Source organism: Roseomonas sp. KE2513, from assembly GCF_016107305.1.
In the GTDB taxonomy this organism is placed as follows: domain Bacteria; phylum Pseudomonadota; class Alphaproteobacteria; order Acetobacterales; family Acetobacteraceae; genus Roseomonas.
Genome location: NZ_RCVR01000014.1, coordinates 42,178 through 58,358, shown reverse-complemented (window position 1 = coordinate 58,358; position 16,181 = coordinate 42,178). Strand labels below are relative to the sequence as shown.

Genomic DNA, 16,181 nt, shown 5'->3' with positions numbered 1-16,181 from the left:
ACCGGAACCTCGCCCGATTAGAAAAACGCCCGGCTCTGTGCAGGATTGAAACTCCCCCCCTGTATAGTATGCTGGAGCGATTTGTCGGGAAAACGCGATGCCACATTCATCAGAGGACAAGAAGCGAGCCATCACACGCTTGCGGCGTATCAAGGGTCAGGCGGACGCTCTGGAACGCGCGATCGAAGCGGGGGCCGATTGCGCTCCCCTGCTGCAGCAAATTGTCGCCATGCGTGGTGCGACAAATGGACTGATGGCAGAAGTGATGCAGAGTCATCTCAGGGAAACATTCGGTGCGGGCGCAGATCGGGCCGTCGGAGGCGCAGGTGGCGATCACGATGACGGCGTGGAGGGCGTAATGAAGATTCTGCGTACTTATCTTAAATGACAATTTCAGGCTCATTTTCTTGCCCGTGTTCTCCCGCACTTAGTGACCGTTTGAGAATGGCTTGGCAGGCCTTGGGCGGAGTGATTCAAGCTCGGGATGTGGACCCGAGAGACGCGTGGGCGGATGGCCGAGCTTGCCCGCAAGACGAAGCGCTACCCGTCTGACCTGACGGACGAGGAGTGGAAGCGGATCGAACCGCTGATGCCGAAGCCGCCGAGGCGGGGCCGGAAGCCCTCGGTTGACCTGCGCGAGGTGCTGAACGCGATCCGCTACCTGGCGCGCTCGGGCGGTGGCTGGCGGATGCTGCCGATCCACTTCGGGCCGTGGCAGACGGTGTACTGGTGGTTCCGGCGCTTCGTCCGGCGCCTGCTGTTCCGGACCATCCACGACGTGGCCTTGATGCTGGACCGCGAGGCAGCGGGGCGGGAGGCAAGCCCTTCAGGGGGCGTGCTGGACAGCCAGACGGTCAAGGCGCCCTTCGCCGAAGTTCGGGGCTACGACGGAGGCAAGCGCATCGTCGGGCGCAAGCGCCACGTCGCCGTGCACACGGACGGGCGGTTGCTGATGGTGAACCTCACGTCTGCCGATGTGTCGGACAGCGCCGGTGCACAGACCATCCTGGCCGCCATCCGCCGCCGCTGGCCCTGGCTGAAGCACCTCTTCGCGGATGCGGGCTACGACCGGACGACGCTGATGGACAAGGCCGCTTTCCTCGATTTCGTCGTTGAGATCGTCAGGCGCTCCGATCCGAAGGGGTTCCACATCCTCCCGCGCCGCTGGGTGGTGGAGAGGACGTTCGGCTGGATGATCCGCTGGCGGCGCCTGGTCCGCGACTACGAGCAGCGCCTCGACGTCTCCGAGGCCATGATCCACGTCGCCATGGGTGCCCTCCTCCTGCGAAGGGTCGCCCATCGCTGATTTCTCAAACAGTCACTTAGAAGCCAGCCCCTGCTGCCTTCTCTGGTTTGAGATCCTCGTTAGGACACCTCTTGTATACTGCTATGGAGTATGATAAAGATACTCCCTACTAGTATGAGAATGTCGACGAATTTGCGCTGACGCAACGGCCTCGCACCAGCAATCAGTTTAACTCAACGAGGGTATCCCAACATGAAATCTCGCGCCGCTGTAGCCTTCGAGGCGGGCAAGCCACTCGAAATCGTCGAGATCGATGTCGCCCCACCCCGGAAAGGCGAAGTCCTCATACGGGTGACGCACACCGGTGTGTGCCACACCGACGCGTACACGCTGGCGGGGAGTGATCCGGAGGGTGTTTTCCCGGTGGTTCTGGGCCACGAGGGCGCGGGCATCGTTGTCGAGGTCGGTGAAGGCGTCACCAGCGTCGGGCCGGGCGATCACGTGATTCCGCTCTACACCGCCGAGTGCGGCAAGTGCGACTTCTGCCTGTCGGGCAAGACCAACCTGTGCGTCGCTGTCCGCGAAACGCAGGGCAAGGGCTTGATGCCCGATGGGACCACCCGCTTTTCGTACAATGGTCAGCCCCTCTATCATTACATGGGCTGTTCAACCTTCAGTGAATATACTGTCGTCGCCGAAGTCTCGCTCGCCAAGATCAATCCCGAGGCAAACCCCGAACATGTCTGCCTGCTCGGCTGCGGCGTCACGACCGGCATCGGCGCAGTCCACAATACCGCCAAGGTCCAGCCCGGAGACTCGGTGGCCGTGTTCGGCCTCGGTGGCATCGGCCTCGCGGCGATTCAGGGTGCGCGCCAGGCGAAGGCGGGTCGCATCATCGCCATCGACACCAATCCGTCCAAGTTCGAGCTGGCACGCCAGTTCGGTGCGACCGAGTGCATCAACCCCAAGGACCATGACAAGCCCATCCAGCAAGTGCTGATCGAGATGTCGGGCTGGGGCATCGATCATACCTTCGAGTGCATCGGCAACGTCCACGTCATGCGCGCCGCGCTTGAAGCAGCGCACCGTGGCTGGGGTCAGTCGATCGTGATTGGCGTTGCCGGCGCGGGCGAGGAAATCTCCACCCGCCCATTCCAGCTCGTCACGGGCCGCGTATGGAAGGGGTCCGCTTTCGGTGGCGTCAAGGGACGGACACAGCTCCCCGGCATGGTCGAGGACGCGATGAGAGGCGATATCGATCTGGCCCCATTCGTAACCCACACGATGGGTTTGGAGGAGATCAACGAGGCCTTCGCACTGATGCACGAAGGCAAGTCGATCCGCACGGTCATTCACTACTGACCCGCCGATCCGAAGCGGCGCGAGGCGCTCGGATCGACAACTCGGCCGTCATCATGGCCCGACCCCGGCCATGATGAAGCGCGCTCTGGCAAATGGGCAACGCGTCGCGATGCGGTAACAAGCGCCGAAGTGCGGTCGTTACATGCCGATAGCGGCACGGACCAGGGCCGCCTGGCCCAGGCGCTTACCAGCAGAGTGTGTGTGGCCTCGTCGCGCGACCCAACGGGAAAAATGGTTTTTTCGTAACCTTTGTCTAATGCTGGAAAAATATTTCAAAGGTGCCGAACATCGGGCCAGCCTGGCCGTCGAATGTATTGAGTCGGAAATGCATTCATCTGTTACCCGACTGTGATGAACCACGGGCCGCACGGGCGTATAGGGCAGGAAGACTGAATTGAAGAGCAAGGATATTCACGCGACGACGCCGGCCACCGATCATGGGCATACAGGGCCGCCCGCTTGCGTGCAGGTTCGCGGCGCGCGCCAGAATAACCTCAAAAATATTGACGTCGATGTACCGCGCGACGCCTTCGTGGTGTTCACCGGCATATCGGGCTCGGGCAAGTCATCGCTCGCGTTCGGCACCCTTTATGCCGAAGCCCAGCGGCGTTATCTGGAATCGGTTGCGCCCTATGCCCGTCGCCTGATCGACCAGGCCGGCGTGCCGGAGGTCGACGCGATCGACGGTTTGCCGCCTGCGGTCGCGTTGCAGCAGCAGCGCGGCTCGGCCAACGCGCGATCCTCGGTCGGCAGCGTGACGACGCTCTCCAGCCTGGTGCGGATGCTCTATTCGCGCGTCGGCGAATATCCGCGCCATCAACCCATGCTCTATGCGGAGGATTTCTCCCCCAACACCGTGACCGGGGCCTGCCCGACATGCCACGGGATCGGGCGCGTCTATGACGCGACTGAGGCGACGATGGTACCCGACGATACACTCACCATTCGCGAGCGGGCAATCGCCGCATGGCCTCCGGCGTGGCACGGCCAAAACCTGCGCGATATTCTTGTGTCGCTTGGTTATGACGTCGATACGCCATGGCGCGATCTGCCAAAGAAGGATCGCGACTGGATCCTCTTCACTGAAGAGGCGCCGACGGTGCCGGTCTATGCGGGCCTGACGCCCGAACAGACCCGGACGGCGCTCAAGCGCCGCATGGAGCCGAGCTACCAGGGCACCTTCACCGGCGCGCGCCGCTATGTGCTGGAAACCTTCGCCAACACTAAAAGCGCGCTGATGAAGAAGCGCGTCTCGCAATATATCATCGGCCGCGATTGCCCGACCTGCGACGGCAAGCGCCTGAAGCGCGAAGCCCTGTCGGTCAAATTCGCCGGCCTCGACATTGCCGAGTTCGGCGACCTGACGGTGCTCAAGCTGAAGGACTTGCTGATGCCCGTCGCGCATGGCGCGTATGGGGCGGTCTCCGCCCCCTCAAAGGGCCATGTTCTGGAAAAAGCGGCCCGCGATGCAGCGGTCGAACAACGGGTTGCGGCGGGCGGCTCTGCGCACAAGAGCGCGCCCGACGTACGCCGCACGCCCAATCTCTCCGACGAGAAGCGGATCGCCGCCCAACGCCTTGCCTGCGAATTGATCGAGCGGCTAGAGCCGCTGATCGATCTTGGCCTTGGCTACATTTCGCTCGACCGCAGCACGCCGACGCTCTCCTCCGGAGAGTTGCAGCGCTTGCGGCTTGCCACGCAATTGTCGTCACAGCTTTTCGGCGTGGTCTATGTGCTTGACGAGCCTTCGGCAGGGTTGCACCCGGCAGATGGCGAAGCCTTGCTCACCATCCTCGAGCGTCTCAAGGCGGCGGGCAACTCCCTGTTCGTCGTCGAACATGATCTCGACGTGATCCGCCGCGCGGAATGGCTCGTCGATGTCGGGCCAGGAGCCGGGGAAAAGGGCGGTGAAGTCCTCTACAGCGGGCCGATAGAGGGGCTTGCCGACGTCGAGACTTCGATCACCCGCCGCTACCTGTTCGCAGAGCCGCTCCGCAGTGAGCGCACACCGCGCGATCCCAAGGCATGGCTACGCCTGGAAGGGATCAGGCGGAACAATCTCCATGGTCTCGACGTAGAGTTTCCCATCGGCTGCTTCACCGCTGTCACCGGCGTTTCGGGATCGGGCAAATCCAGTCTTGTCAGTCAGGCGCTGCCCGAGCTCGTCACGGAACACCTCGGCAGCTCCCCCGTGGCCGAGGAGGAGGATATCGATCCGCTGCTCGATGTTGCGCAGAACGACACTGAAGGACGCATTGTTGCAGGCATGGAGCATGTTCGCAGGCTGGTGCGGGTCGATCAGAAACCGATCGGCCGCACGCCGCGCTCGAACCTATCCACCTACAGCGGCATGTTCGACCATGTGCGACGGATCTTCGCTGATACGCCGCTCGCCCGCCGGCGGCACTACAGCCCGGGAAGGTTCTCGTTCAACGTCGCGCAAGGCCGCTGCCCTGTGTGCGAGGGCGAGGGATACGTCATGGTGGAGCTGCTGTTCCTGCCGAGCGTTTTTGCCCCGTGCTCGACCTGTCATGGCTCTCGCTACAACCCGCAAACGCTCGAAGTCGAATGGAACGGGCGCAATATCGCCCAGGTGCTCGAACTGACGGTCGACGATGCGTGCGATTTCTTCGCTGGCGAGGCATCTGTGATGCGCTCCCTAGACGTGTTGCGGGAGATCGGTCTTGGCTATCTGAGGCTCGGTCAGCCGGCGACCGAGCTGTCTGGCGGGGAGGCGCAGCGCATCAAGCTGGCGACTGAACTGCAACGCGCTCAACGCGGCAACACGATCTACATCCTCGACGAGCCAACTTCGGGGCTTCACCCCTCCGATGGCGACCGGCTGATGCAACACCTGCAGGGCCTCGTAGACGCCGGCAATACCGTCGTAGTCGTCGAACATGACATGCGCGCCATCACACAGGCGGACTGGATCATCGACCTGGGACCGGGGGCCGGGGAAGATGGGGGCCGTATCGTTGCCAGCGGCGTCCCTGGCGCCGTTGCGGAAGCGGAAGGCAGTCTCACCGCCCGCTATCTCAAGGCGGCGCTGTAGGTCGTAAATCTGGCCGAACGCACGTTCGATCAGGTGCATCTCAACCACACGTTGGAATGGGTCGAATCTGGAAGCGGGAGCCGGCGATGTGTCACCGCGGTTGACGCGGCTTAGGGTTTGAGTGCCCGTCAGGTGCGCCGTGTTCGTGTGATACGCGGCGTGGTGGATGGCCAATCGCTGGCCATCCGCCACGCTTGCTTTGTGCGGACCTTCTCCAGGGAGAGGGCCCTCACATGGTTCGTCGAAACGCCCCGTCTTAATTCCCTGCTGCGAGCGCTGCGCCTACACCTTCTGCGATTTCCTCAACGAGTTTGGCACAGAAGGCGGGCAAATCATTGGGATCGCGGCTGGTAACAAGGCCGTTGTCGACCACGACTTCCTCATTGGTCCATGCACCGCCGGCGTTCTCGATATCGACCTTCAGCGTCGGGTAGGACGTCAAGGTGCGACCCTTAAGCACGCCCGCCTCGATCAATGTCCAGGGTGCATGGCATATAGCCGCAACAGGTTTTTTCTGATCGAAGAAAGCCCGGATGAAACCAATTGCCTCGACGCTGCCGCGCAGCTTGTCGGCACCGACAGTCCCTCCGGGCACAACAAGTCCGTCGAAATCGTCGGCTTTGACCTCGGAAAACGTCTTGTCGATAGTATAGCTGCCGCCCTCGTCAAGATCGCTATTGACTGTGCGAGCCTTGCCCGGTTCAAAACTGACCACGGTCACTTTGCCACCAGCGTCCTCGACAGCTTGCTTGGGCTTCGAGAATTCTGGTTCTTCCGTCCCGCGGGGTGCGATCAGAATGGCAACTGATTTGCCTTCCAAAGTCATAATTAATTTCCTATTCCGTCGAAGACTAAGGTCAGGTGCTTGGCTTGAGCACGACCTTCGTCCAACCAGCATCGCGCTCGTCGAAATGCTTGTAGGCGTCTGGTGCCTGATCAAGCGGCAGTCGGTGCGAGATGATTTGGGCAGGATTGGCCCGGTTTTGCTCGATAAGCTTCATCAGTCGCCGGTTGTAGTGCTTCACATTGCACTGGCCGGTGCCGATCTTCTGGCCCTTGAACCAGAAGTTGCCGAAGTCGAACGCCATCTTGCCTTCCTTCTGGAGATCGTCGGGCGCGTTCGGGTCTTCCGCAATGAACACGCCGACGACGCCGATTCCGCCGGTGGCCTTCGTGCTTTTGACGAGGCAGTTCATCGTGTAATTGCTGCGCTCCTTGCCGTGGCGATCGCAACACTGATATCCGACCGCCTCGACCCCCCGGTCGGTCCCGAGGCCGCCGGTCGCGTCAAGGATCTGCTGGGCGGGATCGCCCTTGCGCATGTCGATCGGAATAGCGCCCATCGCCTCGGCCAGTTTCAGGCGGTCATCGTGAGAATCGACCACGAAGATCTGAGAGGCACCGCGGATTTCGGCTGAGTGCGCGGCCATTAAACCGACCGGACCGGCGCCGTAGATCGCGATGCTTTCGCCAGGCAGGAAACCTGACAGTTCGACGCCATGCCAACCCGTCGGGAAGATGTCGGAGAGCATGACATAGTCATCCTCCTTCTCTTTGGCGTTCTCGGGCAGCTTCAGACAATTGAAGTCCGCATAAGGAACGCGCATCAACTCGGCCTGACCGCCTTGCCACGGCCCCATCTCGGCAAAGCCATACGCTGCGCCGGCGGTTCCGGGGTTGGTCGTGAGGCAAAAACCCGTCAGACCGCGTTCGCAATTTTCGCAAAACCCGCAACCCACGTTGAACGGCATACAGACGCGATCGCCCTTCTTGATCCGATCTACGGCAGCGCCGACCTCGATGACTTCACCAAGGTTTTCGTGACCAAAAACCCTGCCCTTCTCGAAGCTGGTACGGCCCTCGTACATGTGAAGGTCAGACCCGCAAATGTTGGTGGTGGTCACCCGAATGATCACATCGGTCGGTTTCTCGATCTTGGGATCGTCGATGGTATCCACGGAAACGTCTTTGGGTCCGTTGTATACGACAGCTTTCATGGACTTTTCCTTTCGTAGCGCTGCTCAAGACGTCATCAAGTCTAGGGCTTGCTGATGATCCGGTCCAGCGCAACGGCGAAGGAACGTACCTGACGTGCCCCCGTAGAAGCAGTCCGCCGGTTATGTGAACCGGCGGACTGCTGGTCTGCGCCTCAACGTCTCCGGTCTGGTCCGGCGCGGGCGTCATGGGAGGAGTGAATCAGACGGCGAAACCCACCGCCAGCACAATCACCCCTGTCCTGACAGGATCAGCCCGCGACCTGCGGCCGGTAGGTGTGCTGCGGGTTCCTCCAGTCGATCCCGTCCAGCATGTAGGCCAGCTGCGCCGACGAGATGGACACGGCGCCATCCGCGGGGGGGGGCCACAGGAAGCGTCCCCGCTCCAGCCGCTTGGCGTAAAGCGACATGCCGAGCCCGTCATGCCAGACAATCTTAACCAGGTCGCCGCGCTTGCCGCGGAATACGTAGAGATCCCCGGCGTGCGGGTCGCGCCCGAGGGCCTGCTGCACCTGCAGCGCCAGCCCGTTCATGCCGCGGCGCATGTCGGTGTGGCCCACCGCCAGCCAGACCCGCACACCGGAGGGGACGGGGATCACCGCCGCAGCACCGACAGCACGCGCCGCAGCGCCGCCGCGTCCACGTCCGCCCCCACCCGCACACAGGTGCCGTCCGGCAGTGCGATCTCGATCCGCGGGTCCGTCGCCGCCGCGGGCGCACCAAGCCCGGGCGGCACGGCGTCGCTCACCTGCAGGGGCAGAAACACCGGCTCCCGAGGATCAGCCACCGCAAGCCGTCCCTGCCGCAGCTGACGCCGCCAGTACCACAGCAACCCGCGGCTGATGTCGTGCCGCCGGGCCACCTCCGACGTCCGCGCTCCAGGCTGCGCCGCCTCGGCCAGCATGCGCAGCTTGTCCTCGGCACACCAGCGCCGCCGCCGCTCCACCCCGGTGATGATCTCCATCCTGCCCCGCCCTTTGCGTCGCCCTTACGAGCGTCACTAAGGTCAGCGATCATCACCCCTTAAAACAGGCGGCCCTCGGCGGATGGGTACGAAGGAACTCGCATCTTTCCAACTGATCTCAGAGTCCTGAACCGCCTGATGCCTGAAAGGTTCCTTCCCGTTCGGCAGTTTTCGAACCGATTTTCGGCGGCTTTTCGATTTCTTGGGCCGGGAAGGTCTAAAAAGCGGCGGATTGATGCACTCAAGAAATCCCTGCGAAAACAACGGCGCCATGACGGCGCAGTGCATAGACGCAGCCTTATCAGCAGCACCATCAAAAGCGGTATAAGCGCAAAAAGATAAGGCCATCCACTATCGCGGATGGCCTGCCGTATTGCTTCTATTGAGTTCAGAAGCAGGCCCGTCCATTCCAGAGGGCAGACGTCCCAAACCGTACAGTCGAACGGCAGCTTGGGGTGCCGACCGCTCCGCTATTTCGCGGCCAGCAGGGTGAACTTGTGAATCTGCGGCGGTTCAGAAAACAGTTCTTCTGCCTTGTCCATCAGTGCGGCGGCAACCTTGCCGTCAAGATGGGCCTGCCGATCCTCCTCTGTGTCGAACGTATCGAAGATCGCGTACGCACCGGGACCTTCCTCGATCGCATACCAAGTCAGAGTGCCCGCCTCAGCTTGAACGAGCGGCAATGCCGAGGTCAGGAAATTGGCGACATCGCGCTCTTTCCCGGGCTTGGCCTTCAGTGGTACATACAGGGCAAGTTTGGGCATAAATGACTCCTCAAGTGAAGCGGACAGATATTATTCGGCAAAGTAACGGACGAGCGGGCCGGTAGGTTTCCCATGAGGCGGAGCACACGCGGCCCCGCCTCTTCGTCGAAATCAGAACTGCTGTGCGGTCGGCCGGATGACGATCGCGTTGACGTCGACGTCATCAGGTTGTTCGACAGCGAACGCGATAGCACGCGCCACCGATGCCGCCGGGATGGCCTGCTTGTAGAAGTCCAGCACCGTCTCGGCAGCCGCGCCAGAGGTCGTGAACTTCAAATCGCTTTCGACAGCTCCAGGCTCGATTGACGTGACCCGGACCTTTTCCCCCACCTCGTGGCGCAAGCCCTCGCTGATCGCGCTGACGGCGAACTTGGTGCCGGAGTAGACCGTGCCGCCCGGTGCGAAGACCTTGATGCCCGCAACCGAGCTCAAGTTGATGATGTGACCGCTGCCCTGCTCGAGAAAACCGGGAAGGGCCGCCGCGATGCCGTAGAGCGTACCCTTCAGATTGACGTCGATCATCTGGTCCCACTCGTCGGTGTTGACCTCGGCCATCGGACGGATCGGCATCAGCCCGGCGTTGTTGATCAGCACGTCGAGGCGGCCGAAGTCGGCAATGATTGCGGCGACGACGGACTGGACCGCCGATTTGTCGGTCACGTCCAGCGCGTAGCTACGTGCCGTGCCGCCAATTGCGGCGATGTCCGCGACGACCTCGTCGAGCCTGTCCTTGCGCCGCGCGGCGATGGCCACCTTGGCGCCGCGTTCCGCGAGAAGACGCGCGGTTTCCGCGCCGATGCCGGTGCTGCCGCCGGTAATGAGAACAACCTTGCCTTCGATACCCTTGGTCATGACTGTATTCCTTCAAGTCAGTTGTTGATTTTTCGCCGGATCGCGGCCCCGCGCCAGCGATAGGCGCGTAGATGAATGAGGCCCAAGAGCCCCGCGCGAAGCGCAGGTGCCAACAGGCCGGTCATCCGCAACACGTCTGTGTCGAACGCCTTTACAAGCCGTGCCGTACCCACCCATTCTTCAGGCTTGCCCATTGGCACCATCCTCAGGTTGACGAGACGGGGTTGAGGACAAACGCGGCGCGCTCGGACAGATCGCCGATCTGAGAGAGGTAGTTCTGGAAGTGGGGCGTTGCACGGTGGGCGGCGACTGCATCCGCGTCCGCGTACAGCTCGTCGAGCACGAAACGATTCGGATCGCTCTGGTCCTGCCAGAGATCGTAGCGCAAATTGCCCGGTTCGGCACGGCTTGGCTTTAGCATGGCGTCGAGCAGAGCGCGCAGGCGGTCGACGGTATCCGCACGGGCGGTTAGGACGGCGACGATCTTCACGTTGGCGGTCATGGCACCATAACCTGTCCTGGTTATATCCGAAGCGGGGCGCATCCTGAGCGCCCCGCCCGTCATCCTGGTACTCACGCAGCGGCGCAATCGAGGGCTTCGATCAACGCGTCGGCCATGGCCCGGTCCGACGCGGGATTCTGACCCGTGATCAGTTCCCGGTCCACGACGACATTCGAAGCGAAGTTCTTGTCGGTGACAGAGACGTCGCCACCGGCCGACCGCAGCGCCTTTTCCATGTCGAAGTAGAGTTCGCCCCTCAGCACTTGCTCCTCGGCGATCTTTTCCTCGCTCGCCGAAAAGACTGTCATGCGGTAACCCGCGTAGATCCAGTCTCGCGCCAGGTCGGCCGCCCCGGCGTCATCGCCTTCCTCCAGCGCCTTGCGGAAGGCCGGAGCATCGTCGAGCGCGGCGACAACGACCACCGGTCCGTGGCAGAGGAGCGCGGTCGGCTTGGCCGCCGCGTGAAAGTGACGGAGGATCGTGCCCGCATCGCGGTCCTGCATCAGATCGACGATGGGCGCGTGACCTCCCGGCACGAACACGCCAACGAAGCCGTCCAGACCCTCGTCGACGACCGATTTCAGCGTGCGGACGTCGTTCATGGCCGGGTGGCTGGCGAAGAAGTCCTTGGCGCGCTGGTATGCCGCCTCATCACCGCCGAAGTGGTCCTTCGTGTCGGAGCCGGCGTCGATGTGCGGCTTGGTCCCGTTGGGCGTAGCGAGAACAATATCATAGCCGGCGTCGAGCAGTGCCAGCGCGGGGACTGCCGTCTCGTTGAGATACTGACCGACCGTTGCGGTACTGCCGCTACGCAGACCGAGCTGTGTCGCGTTCGATCCAAGAACGAGAACCTGACCCTTGCTCATCTGAACCTCCATGTTCGCGGCGCCCGTCGCCGATGGATGGGAAATGGGCCTCGTTGATATATTCTAGAAGTTTATCTTTCTAATGTTAGATATACTTCTCACAGGATGACTGCATGCGCTACGATCTAAACCTGCTGCCGATCTTCGTCGCGTTGATGGAGGAGCGCAGCGTCACGCGGGCTGCCGAGCGCATGGGCATGACGCAGCCCGCCCTCTCTAACGCCTTGTTGCGTCTGCGACAGATGCTTCAGGACCAGCTGTTCGTACGCGAGCGCTATGGCATCCGGCCGACCCCGATCGCGCTTGAACTCTCACCGCTGATCGCCGAGGCACTCGCCCAGCTCGACGACGCGGTCCTCGGTCAGCAGGCCTTCGACCCCGCACACGCCGAACGGCTCTTCACGATCGCGCCGAACGGCTATGTCGAGTTCGTCATCGTCCCCGCTGTCCTGGCGCGCCTGGAGAAGGTCGCGCCCGGCATCAAGCTCCGCCTGACCCCCTTCGGCAACGATCTTGCGGAAACAGGCGTCGTGTCGGGCACGACGGCACTCGTGCTGGGCCGCATCGTCGATCCGCCCGATAACCTCGTCGTCCAGCACCTGATGGATGAAGGCCTCGCTTGCGCGGTCCGCGCCGATCATCCGGCCATCGGCGATGCCATGACGCGCGAGCAGTTCGAGACGATGAAGCATGTCAACATCGTGCCGCCCGGACGGATGCGCGCCGGTTTGTTTCAGACGCTGGCGCAGCAGCAGCTGAAGCGCGACGTCGCGATCTCCGTGACCAACTTCTTCGCGGCAGCCGAGATGGTAGCGGTGACCGACTATTGCGCCACCCTGCCCTCGCTCATCTGCCGACAGCTGATGCACGACCCCCGGCTGAAGGTCCTGCCCGCCCCGGTCGACCTCGGCAGCTTTCCCGTCGAGATGGCCTGGCACGTCCGTTACCGCCACGATCCCGCCCACCGCTGGCTACGGGCGCTGATCGGCGAAGTCATCACCGACTTCAAGGACAAGACGGCAGCAACAGCCATGACGTCGCCAACGTGATGGACTTCATTCGGCCGAGCGACGCCGGTTGAACTTCACAAACATTCCCTAGGGTCAGGACCCATTGATATGAGCGTCGCGATCTGATTCAGGCTCCGCGAGGAGACCGGGATGAGCGACCTGTTTTGGCTAAGGGATGAGCAGATGGAGCGGCTGCGGCCGTTCTTTCCGAAGAGCCACGGCAAGCCTCGAGTGGATGACCGGCGGGTGCTGAGCGGCATCGTGTTCGTCAACCGCAACGGGCTGCGCTGGCGCGATGCTCCTGGCGCGTACGGCCCGCACAAGACGCTGTACAACCGCTGGAAGCGCTGGGGTGAGGCAGGCGTGTTCACGCGCATCATGGAAGGTCTGGCTGCGGTGGGCGCCGAACCCAAAACGGTGATGATCGACGCGACCTACCTGAAGGCGCACCGCACGGCATCGAGCCTGCGGGTAAAAAGGGGGATCTCGGCCGCCTGATCGGACGCACGAAAGGCGGCATGAACACCAAGCTCCATGCCGTCGCCGACGCGAACGGTCGCCCCTTGAGCTTCTTCATGACCGCCGGTCAGGTCAGCGACTACACCGGTGCGGCCGCGCTGCTGGACGACCTGCCAAAAGCGCAGTGGCTGCTCGGCGACCGCGGCTACGACGCCGACTGGTTCAGGGACGCTCTTCAGGCCAAGGGCATCCAGCCTTGCATCCCAGGCCGCAGGTCGCGCAACGAGCCCGTCCGGTACGATAAGCGCCGCTATCGGCGCCGCAGCCGCATCGAGATCATGTTCGGCCGCCTCAAAGACTGGCGCCGCGTCGCCACCCGCTACGATCGCTGCCCTACGGCCTTCTTCTCCGCCATCGCCCTCGCTGCCACCGTCATCTTCTGGCTGTGATCAACGATTCCTGACCCTAGCGGGACGCGGCGACGGCTACTATCGGGATCGTCCATCGAGTAGGGCGCGGCGGATCCAGGTCACTTCGCTATCAGCACTAGAGCACGTCATGGCCGAGCCAACGATGCCTGGGAGTTGAACGTAGCTACGGGGGACGCTGATTGCCTGTTGCTGCCATCTTCCTGAAAGGTTTTGGTTGAGCGGGATTGGAGACGGCGGGCAGCGAGGGGCCTCCAACTGGGCAGAGTGGGGGCGGGGGCGCGTTGCGGATCGTTCACCACAAAGCAGACATCCTGAAGTGGACTTTCTACAGCCTCCTCCCACCCTGTGCAGCGGTAGATCAGCCAAGGCGGATGCGGGCGGAACGGCTTCACCGGTAGCCCCTCATGGCTCGGCGAACCCCATTTCCTCTGCGGCCTCGGTGATGGCCTCGTTCGCGGCGTCGCCGGGATGGACACCGTCGTCATAGGCGTCCCGCCAGAGGCGGTCGGGCAGGTCCAGCAGGCCCACCATAACCCGCCCCGAAATGCGGGCGTTGGCGACACGGAGGAAGCCGTAGAAGCCGAGATGGCCCCCGGCGTACTCGAACAGGCGGTCGTGGGTGTCCCGGGCACCCGGAGTGTGGTGGATCGGTTCCTTGCCGGCGAGCTGGAACGGCTCGGCGGCCGAGCCGCGCGCGGCGACGGTGGTGAAGGCCATGGGGCGATGTCCTCGGGGCGGGTGAGCTGGAGAGGGGAGGCCCAGCCTTCTGGCCGGGCCACGTCGATCAAACGGCGTGCGCCGTGGGCGCCCCGACCTCGCCGGGCGGCGGCATGACACCAGTTTCGGGGCCTTCCCCCTCGTCGCCGTCGAGCAGGTGCTCCGGGTTCTCCATCCCCTCCTCATCCCCGGCATCATCCTCATCCGCAGCGTGGCCGCCGCGCCGCAGGGCGGTCCTCTCGGCCTCACGGGCGCGGTCCGCCTCCGCTTGGCGCCGCTCCGCATCGGTGAAGTCGAAGCACACGAGCGGGTGCAGGAAGGTCCGGCCCTTCAGCTGCTCGACGATCGCCGCGCGGGTCGCTTTGCCGGTGTTGCGTGGCACGACACCCGTGGCAGTGGCCGTGCGCTCAATCGCCGCCTTGCTGAGGTTGCCGAGGAACTCCTCGGTGGCCGTGGTCGGCAACCAGGCGTCGGCATCCACGGCGATGCCGGCGACACGCGCGGCCCTGCCGGAGGAGGAGAAGCCCACCCGGCAGGACAGCGCCTGGCGCAGCATGCCGCGCGCGGCGGTGCGCAGCGTGGCCGGGTCGGCGGTCAGCACGCCGCCCTCGGTGATCGAGGCGGCCAGCGAGCCGCGCTCACCGCTGCCGATGTCGTTGCCATGGGCCCCGGAGCGAACGCTAACGTTCTTCCCGGCCAGGGCCAGCACCAGCAGGCCGATCAAGGCGTCGTCGCCGATCTCGGCCTCCGCGAAGGCGGTGTGCAACGCCTCGGTACGGAGGTCGCCCACCATGGCCTCGCCCTTCTGGGTAAGGTCGGGGCGCACGGCCTTGGGTGCCACGTCGTCCTCGCCGGTCCCACCGCCCGTGGAGGCGCGGCGCTGGACCGGCTCGGGCATCCGGAACAGGACGGTGTCCACCTCGAAGGTGCGGTGGTTGACGTAGTAGCCCACCGTGTCGTTCGGGCCGGGCCTGGACGAGTAGAGCTGCTGCGCCCGGGGCGGGAGCTGCGGGCGGTGGTACTCATCCATCCCCACCATGACCCCACCCTCGGGCAGGTTGGCCTCCAGCCAGGACCGCTGCGCCTGCAGAAAGGCATCGGCTTGGGTGGTGAAGCGCGGATCGGTATCGCCCGGGGCGAACAGGTCGTCCTCCCAGACGATGCCGAACGCTTCCGTCTCGGCCGCGCCGAACTTCGCGAGGGTGAAGGAGACCCGGCGCTTGTCGAGCCCGTGCGAGATCATGTGCCAGTTGGCGCGCTCGTTCCGCTTCGGCTTCTGCGACTTCCACACCGAGGCCTGCTCCTCGGCCGAGGCAAGGCCGATGGTGCGCAGCTGCTGTTCGGTGGGCATGTCGCCGCGGGCCATCTGCGTCAGCATGGCCGGCAGGATGTGCGTCATGTGGCGCAGCACGTTCACTCGGCGCACCGACATATTCATCGCGGTGGAAATGGCCTCCGGCGTCCAGTCCTCACTGACCAGAGCCTCGACCGCGCGCCACTGATCCACCGGGTTCATGTTGGCGCGGACCATGTTCTCGGCGAAGGCGCGCACCCCGTCGGCTCCGGCCACGACGTCGTCGCCGTCCTCACGGATGAGGACGTGGATGCTCTTCAGCTTGGCCTTGATCGCCACGTCGCGGCGACGGTGCCCGGCGATCAGCACCACCTCGCCGTCGCGCTCGCGCGCGGTGGGCGGCTGCAGGATGCCAACAGCCTGCACGTTGGCCAGCAGCAGGGCGTCGGCTTCCGGCCCGGCCGTGGTACGGCGGGGGTTCTCGGGGTTGTCGCGCAGCTTCCTGGGGTCGATCTCGATGAGCTTCATGGTCGGGCTTCCCGCTCCGCAGAGGTTCCTGTCCTCCCATTCCTGGGTTGACCCCTCCCCGGCAGCGACCGGACGGGCCCCGGCACCACGGCGGGCGAGCGGCCCTGCCCCGGCGCGGGACGCGGCCCGCGCAGCGG

General features: G+C 63.7%; 17 protein-coding genes. 6 read left to right on the top strand and 11 right to left on the bottom strand.

The features are described 5' to 3' along the window. The first annotated feature begins 97 nt into the window (after positions 1-97). The 4 genes from D9599_RS15555 to D9599_RS15540 all read left to right on the top strand — a co-directional run bounded on the left by D9599_RS15555 (position 98) and on the right by D9599_RS15540 (position 5,663). Positions 98-388, top strand: coding sequence for a metal/formaldehyde-sensitive transcriptional repressor (locus D9599_RS15555; protein WP_109462186.1), 291 nt, complete (start codon positions 98-100; stop codon positions 386-388). A 96-nt stretch (positions 389-484) separates the two neighbouring features. Then, complete coding sequence (locus D9599_RS15550) at positions 485-1,306, top strand: IS5 family transposase (protein WP_198382193.1); 822 nt, start codon at positions 485-487, stop codon at positions 1,304-1,306. 192 nt (positions 1,307-1,498) lie between these two features. Beyond that, entirely contained in the window at positions 1,499-2,608 is a 1,110-nt protein-coding gene (locus D9599_RS15545) for an S-(hydroxymethyl)glutathione dehydrogenase/class III alcohol dehydrogenase (RefSeq protein ID WP_198382192.1), read from the top strand. Between the two features lie 409 nt (positions 2,609-3,017). Further along, positions 3,018-5,663, top strand: a complete 2,646-nt coding sequence (locus tag D9599_RS15540; RefSeq protein ID WP_198382277.1) for an excinuclease ABC subunit UvrA — start codon at positions 3,018-3,020, stop codon at positions 5,661-5,663. A 256-nt stretch (positions 5,664-5,919) separates the two neighbouring features. Here D9599_RS15540 and D9599_RS15535 read toward each other — a convergent pair whose 3' ends face one another. The 9 genes from D9599_RS15535 to D9599_RS15495 all read right to left on the bottom strand — a co-directional run bounded on the left by D9599_RS15535 (position 5,920) and on the right by D9599_RS15495 (position 11,605). Next, positions 5,920-6,489 (bottom strand): type 1 glutamine amidotransferase domain-containing protein, encoded by a 570-nt coding sequence (locus tag D9599_RS15535; RefSeq protein WP_072493507.1) that lies wholly within the window; start codon positions 6,487-6,489, stop codon positions 5,920-5,922. 31 nt (positions 6,490-6,520) lie between these two features. After that, a complete protein-coding gene (locus D9599_RS15530) occupies positions 6,521-7,660 on the bottom strand; it encodes a glutathione-independent formaldehyde dehydrogenase (protein ID WP_198382191.1) in 1,140 nt (379 codons plus the stop codon). 248 nt (positions 7,661-7,908) lie between these two features. Continuing rightward, a complete protein-coding gene (gene tnpB / locus D9599_RS15525) occupies positions 7,909-8,256 on the bottom strand; it encodes an IS66 family insertion sequence element accessory protein TnpB (RefSeq protein WP_198382190.1) in 348 nt (115 codons plus the stop codon). Further along, a complete protein-coding gene (tnpA, locus tag D9599_RS15520; RefSeq protein ID WP_198382189.1) occupies positions 8,253-8,621 on the bottom strand; it encodes an IS66-like element accessory protein TnpA in 369 nt (122 codons plus the stop codon). The genes tnpB and tnpA overlap by 4 nt, the downstream gene beginning before the upstream one ends. 470 nt (positions 8,622-9,091) lie before the next feature. Further along, the gene (locus D9599_RS15515; protein WP_037093999.1) at positions 9,092-9,385 is read right to left on the bottom strand and encodes a putative quinol monooxygenase; all 294 of its coding nucleotides are present in this window, start codon (positions 9,383-9,385) and stop codon (positions 9,092-9,094) included. Between the two features lie 111 nt (positions 9,386-9,496). Then, positions 9,497-10,237, bottom strand: coding sequence for an SDR family oxidoreductase (locus D9599_RS15510; RefSeq protein ID WP_178823784.1), 741 nt, complete (start codon positions 10,235-10,237; stop codon positions 9,497-9,499). 17 nt (positions 10,238-10,254) lie between these two features. Then, positions 10,255-10,431 carry a hypothetical protein gene (locus D9599_RS15505; RefSeq protein WP_156450915.1) on the bottom strand — a complete coding sequence of 59 codons (177 nt, stop codon included), beginning with the start codon at positions 10,429-10,431 and terminating at the stop codon, positions 10,255-10,257. Positions 10,432-10,442: 11 nt separating this feature from the next. Further along, positions 10,443-10,739, bottom strand: a complete 297-nt coding sequence (locus tag D9599_RS15500) for a putative quinol monooxygenase (RefSeq protein ID WP_066521495.1) — start codon at positions 10,737-10,739, stop codon at positions 10,443-10,445. 71 nt (positions 10,740-10,810) lie between these two features. Further along, positions 10,811-11,605, bottom strand: coding sequence for a type 1 glutamine amidotransferase domain-containing protein (locus D9599_RS15495; RefSeq protein WP_198382188.1), 795 nt, complete (start codon positions 11,603-11,605; stop codon positions 10,811-10,813). Positions 11,606-11,718: 113 nt separating this feature from the next. Between D9599_RS15495 and D9599_RS15490 the strand changes: the two genes are divergently transcribed. Together D9599_RS15490 and D9599_RS15485 are read left to right on the top strand one after the other, a co-directional pair. Continuing rightward, a complete protein-coding gene (locus tag D9599_RS15490; protein WP_198382187.1) occupies positions 11,719-12,654 on the top strand; it encodes a LysR substrate-binding domain-containing protein in 936 nt (311 codons plus the stop codon). Positions 12,655-12,765: 111 nt separating this feature from the next. After that, a protein-coding gene (locus D9599_RS15485; protein WP_198382186.1) for an IS5 family transposase occupies positions 12,766-13,523 on the top strand; the annotation gives its coding sequence in 2 pieces (ribosomal slippage) (positions 12,766-13,099 and positions 13,099-13,523; 759 coding nt in all). Positions 13,524-13,907: 384 nt separating this feature from the next. Here the strand turns inward: D9599_RS15485 and D9599_RS15480 are convergent. Then, positions 13,908-14,222 carry a hypothetical protein gene (locus D9599_RS15480; protein WP_198382185.1) on the bottom strand — a complete coding sequence of 105 codons (315 nt, stop codon included), beginning with the start codon at positions 14,220-14,222 and terminating at the stop codon, positions 13,908-13,910. A 67-nt stretch (positions 14,223-14,289) separates the two neighbouring features. Further along, entirely contained in the window at positions 14,290-16,044 is a 1,755-nt protein-coding gene (locus D9599_RS15475) for a ParB N-terminal domain-containing protein (protein ID WP_198382184.1), read from the bottom strand. Positions 16,045-16,181: the final 137 nt, after the last annotated feature.

What these genes read in the sequence shown, in the direction of transcription:
- D9599_RS15555 (WP_109462186.1), top strand. Translation starts at nt 98, where the DNA reads ATGCCACATTCATCAGAGGACAAGAAGCGAGCCATCACACGCTTGCGG.
- D9599_RS15550 (WP_198382193.1), top strand. Translation starts at nt 485, where the DNA reads ATGTGGACCCGAGAGACGCGTGGGCGGATGGCCGAGCTTGCCCGCAAG.
- D9599_RS15545 (WP_198382192.1), top strand. Translation starts at nt 1,499, where the DNA reads ATGAAATCTCGCGCCGCTGTAGCCTTCGAGGCGGGCAAGCCACTCGAA.
- D9599_RS15535 (WP_072493507.1), bottom strand. Translation starts at nt 6,489, where the DNA reads ATGACTTTGGAAGGCAAATCAGTTGCCATTCTGATCGCACCCCGCGGG.
- D9599_RS15530 (WP_198382191.1), bottom strand. Translation starts at nt 7,660, where the DNA reads ATGAAAGCTGTCGTATACAACGGACCCAAAGACGTTTCCGTGGATACC.
- tnpA (WP_198382189.1), bottom strand. Translation starts at nt 8,621, where the DNA reads ATGGAGATCATCACCGGGGTGGAGCGGCGGCGGCGCTGGTGTGCCGAG.
- D9599_RS15515 (WP_037093999.1), bottom strand. Translation starts at nt 9,385, where the DNA reads ATGCCCAAACTTGCCCTGTATGTACCACTGAAGGCCAAGCCCGGGAAA.
- D9599_RS15510 (WP_178823784.1), bottom strand. Translation starts at nt 10,237, where the DNA reads ATGACCAAGGGTATCGAAGGCAAGGTTGTTCTCATTACCGGCGGCAGC.
- D9599_RS15505 (WP_156450915.1), bottom strand. Translation starts at nt 10,431, where the DNA reads ATGGGCAAGCCTGAAGAATGGGTGGGTACGGCACGGCTTGTAAAGGCG.
- D9599_RS15500 (WP_066521495.1), bottom strand. Translation starts at nt 10,739, where the DNA reads ATGACCGCCAACGTGAAGATCGTCGCCGTCCTAACCGCCCGTGCGGAT.
- D9599_RS15495 (WP_198382188.1), bottom strand. Translation starts at nt 11,605, where the DNA reads ATGAGCAAGGGTCAGGTTCTCGTTCTTGGATCGAACGCGACACAGCTC.
- D9599_RS15490 (WP_198382187.1), top strand. Translation starts at nt 11,719, where the DNA reads ATGCGCTACGATCTAAACCTGCTGCCGATCTTCGTCGCGTTGATGGAG.
- D9599_RS15480 (WP_198382185.1), bottom strand. Translation starts at nt 14,222, where the DNA reads ATGGCCTTCACCACCGTCGCCGCGCGCGGCTCGGCCGCCGAGCCGTTC.
- D9599_RS15475 (WP_198382184.1), bottom strand. Translation starts at nt 16,044, where the DNA reads ATGAAGCTCATCGAGATCGACCCCAGGAAGCTGCGCGACAACCCCGAG.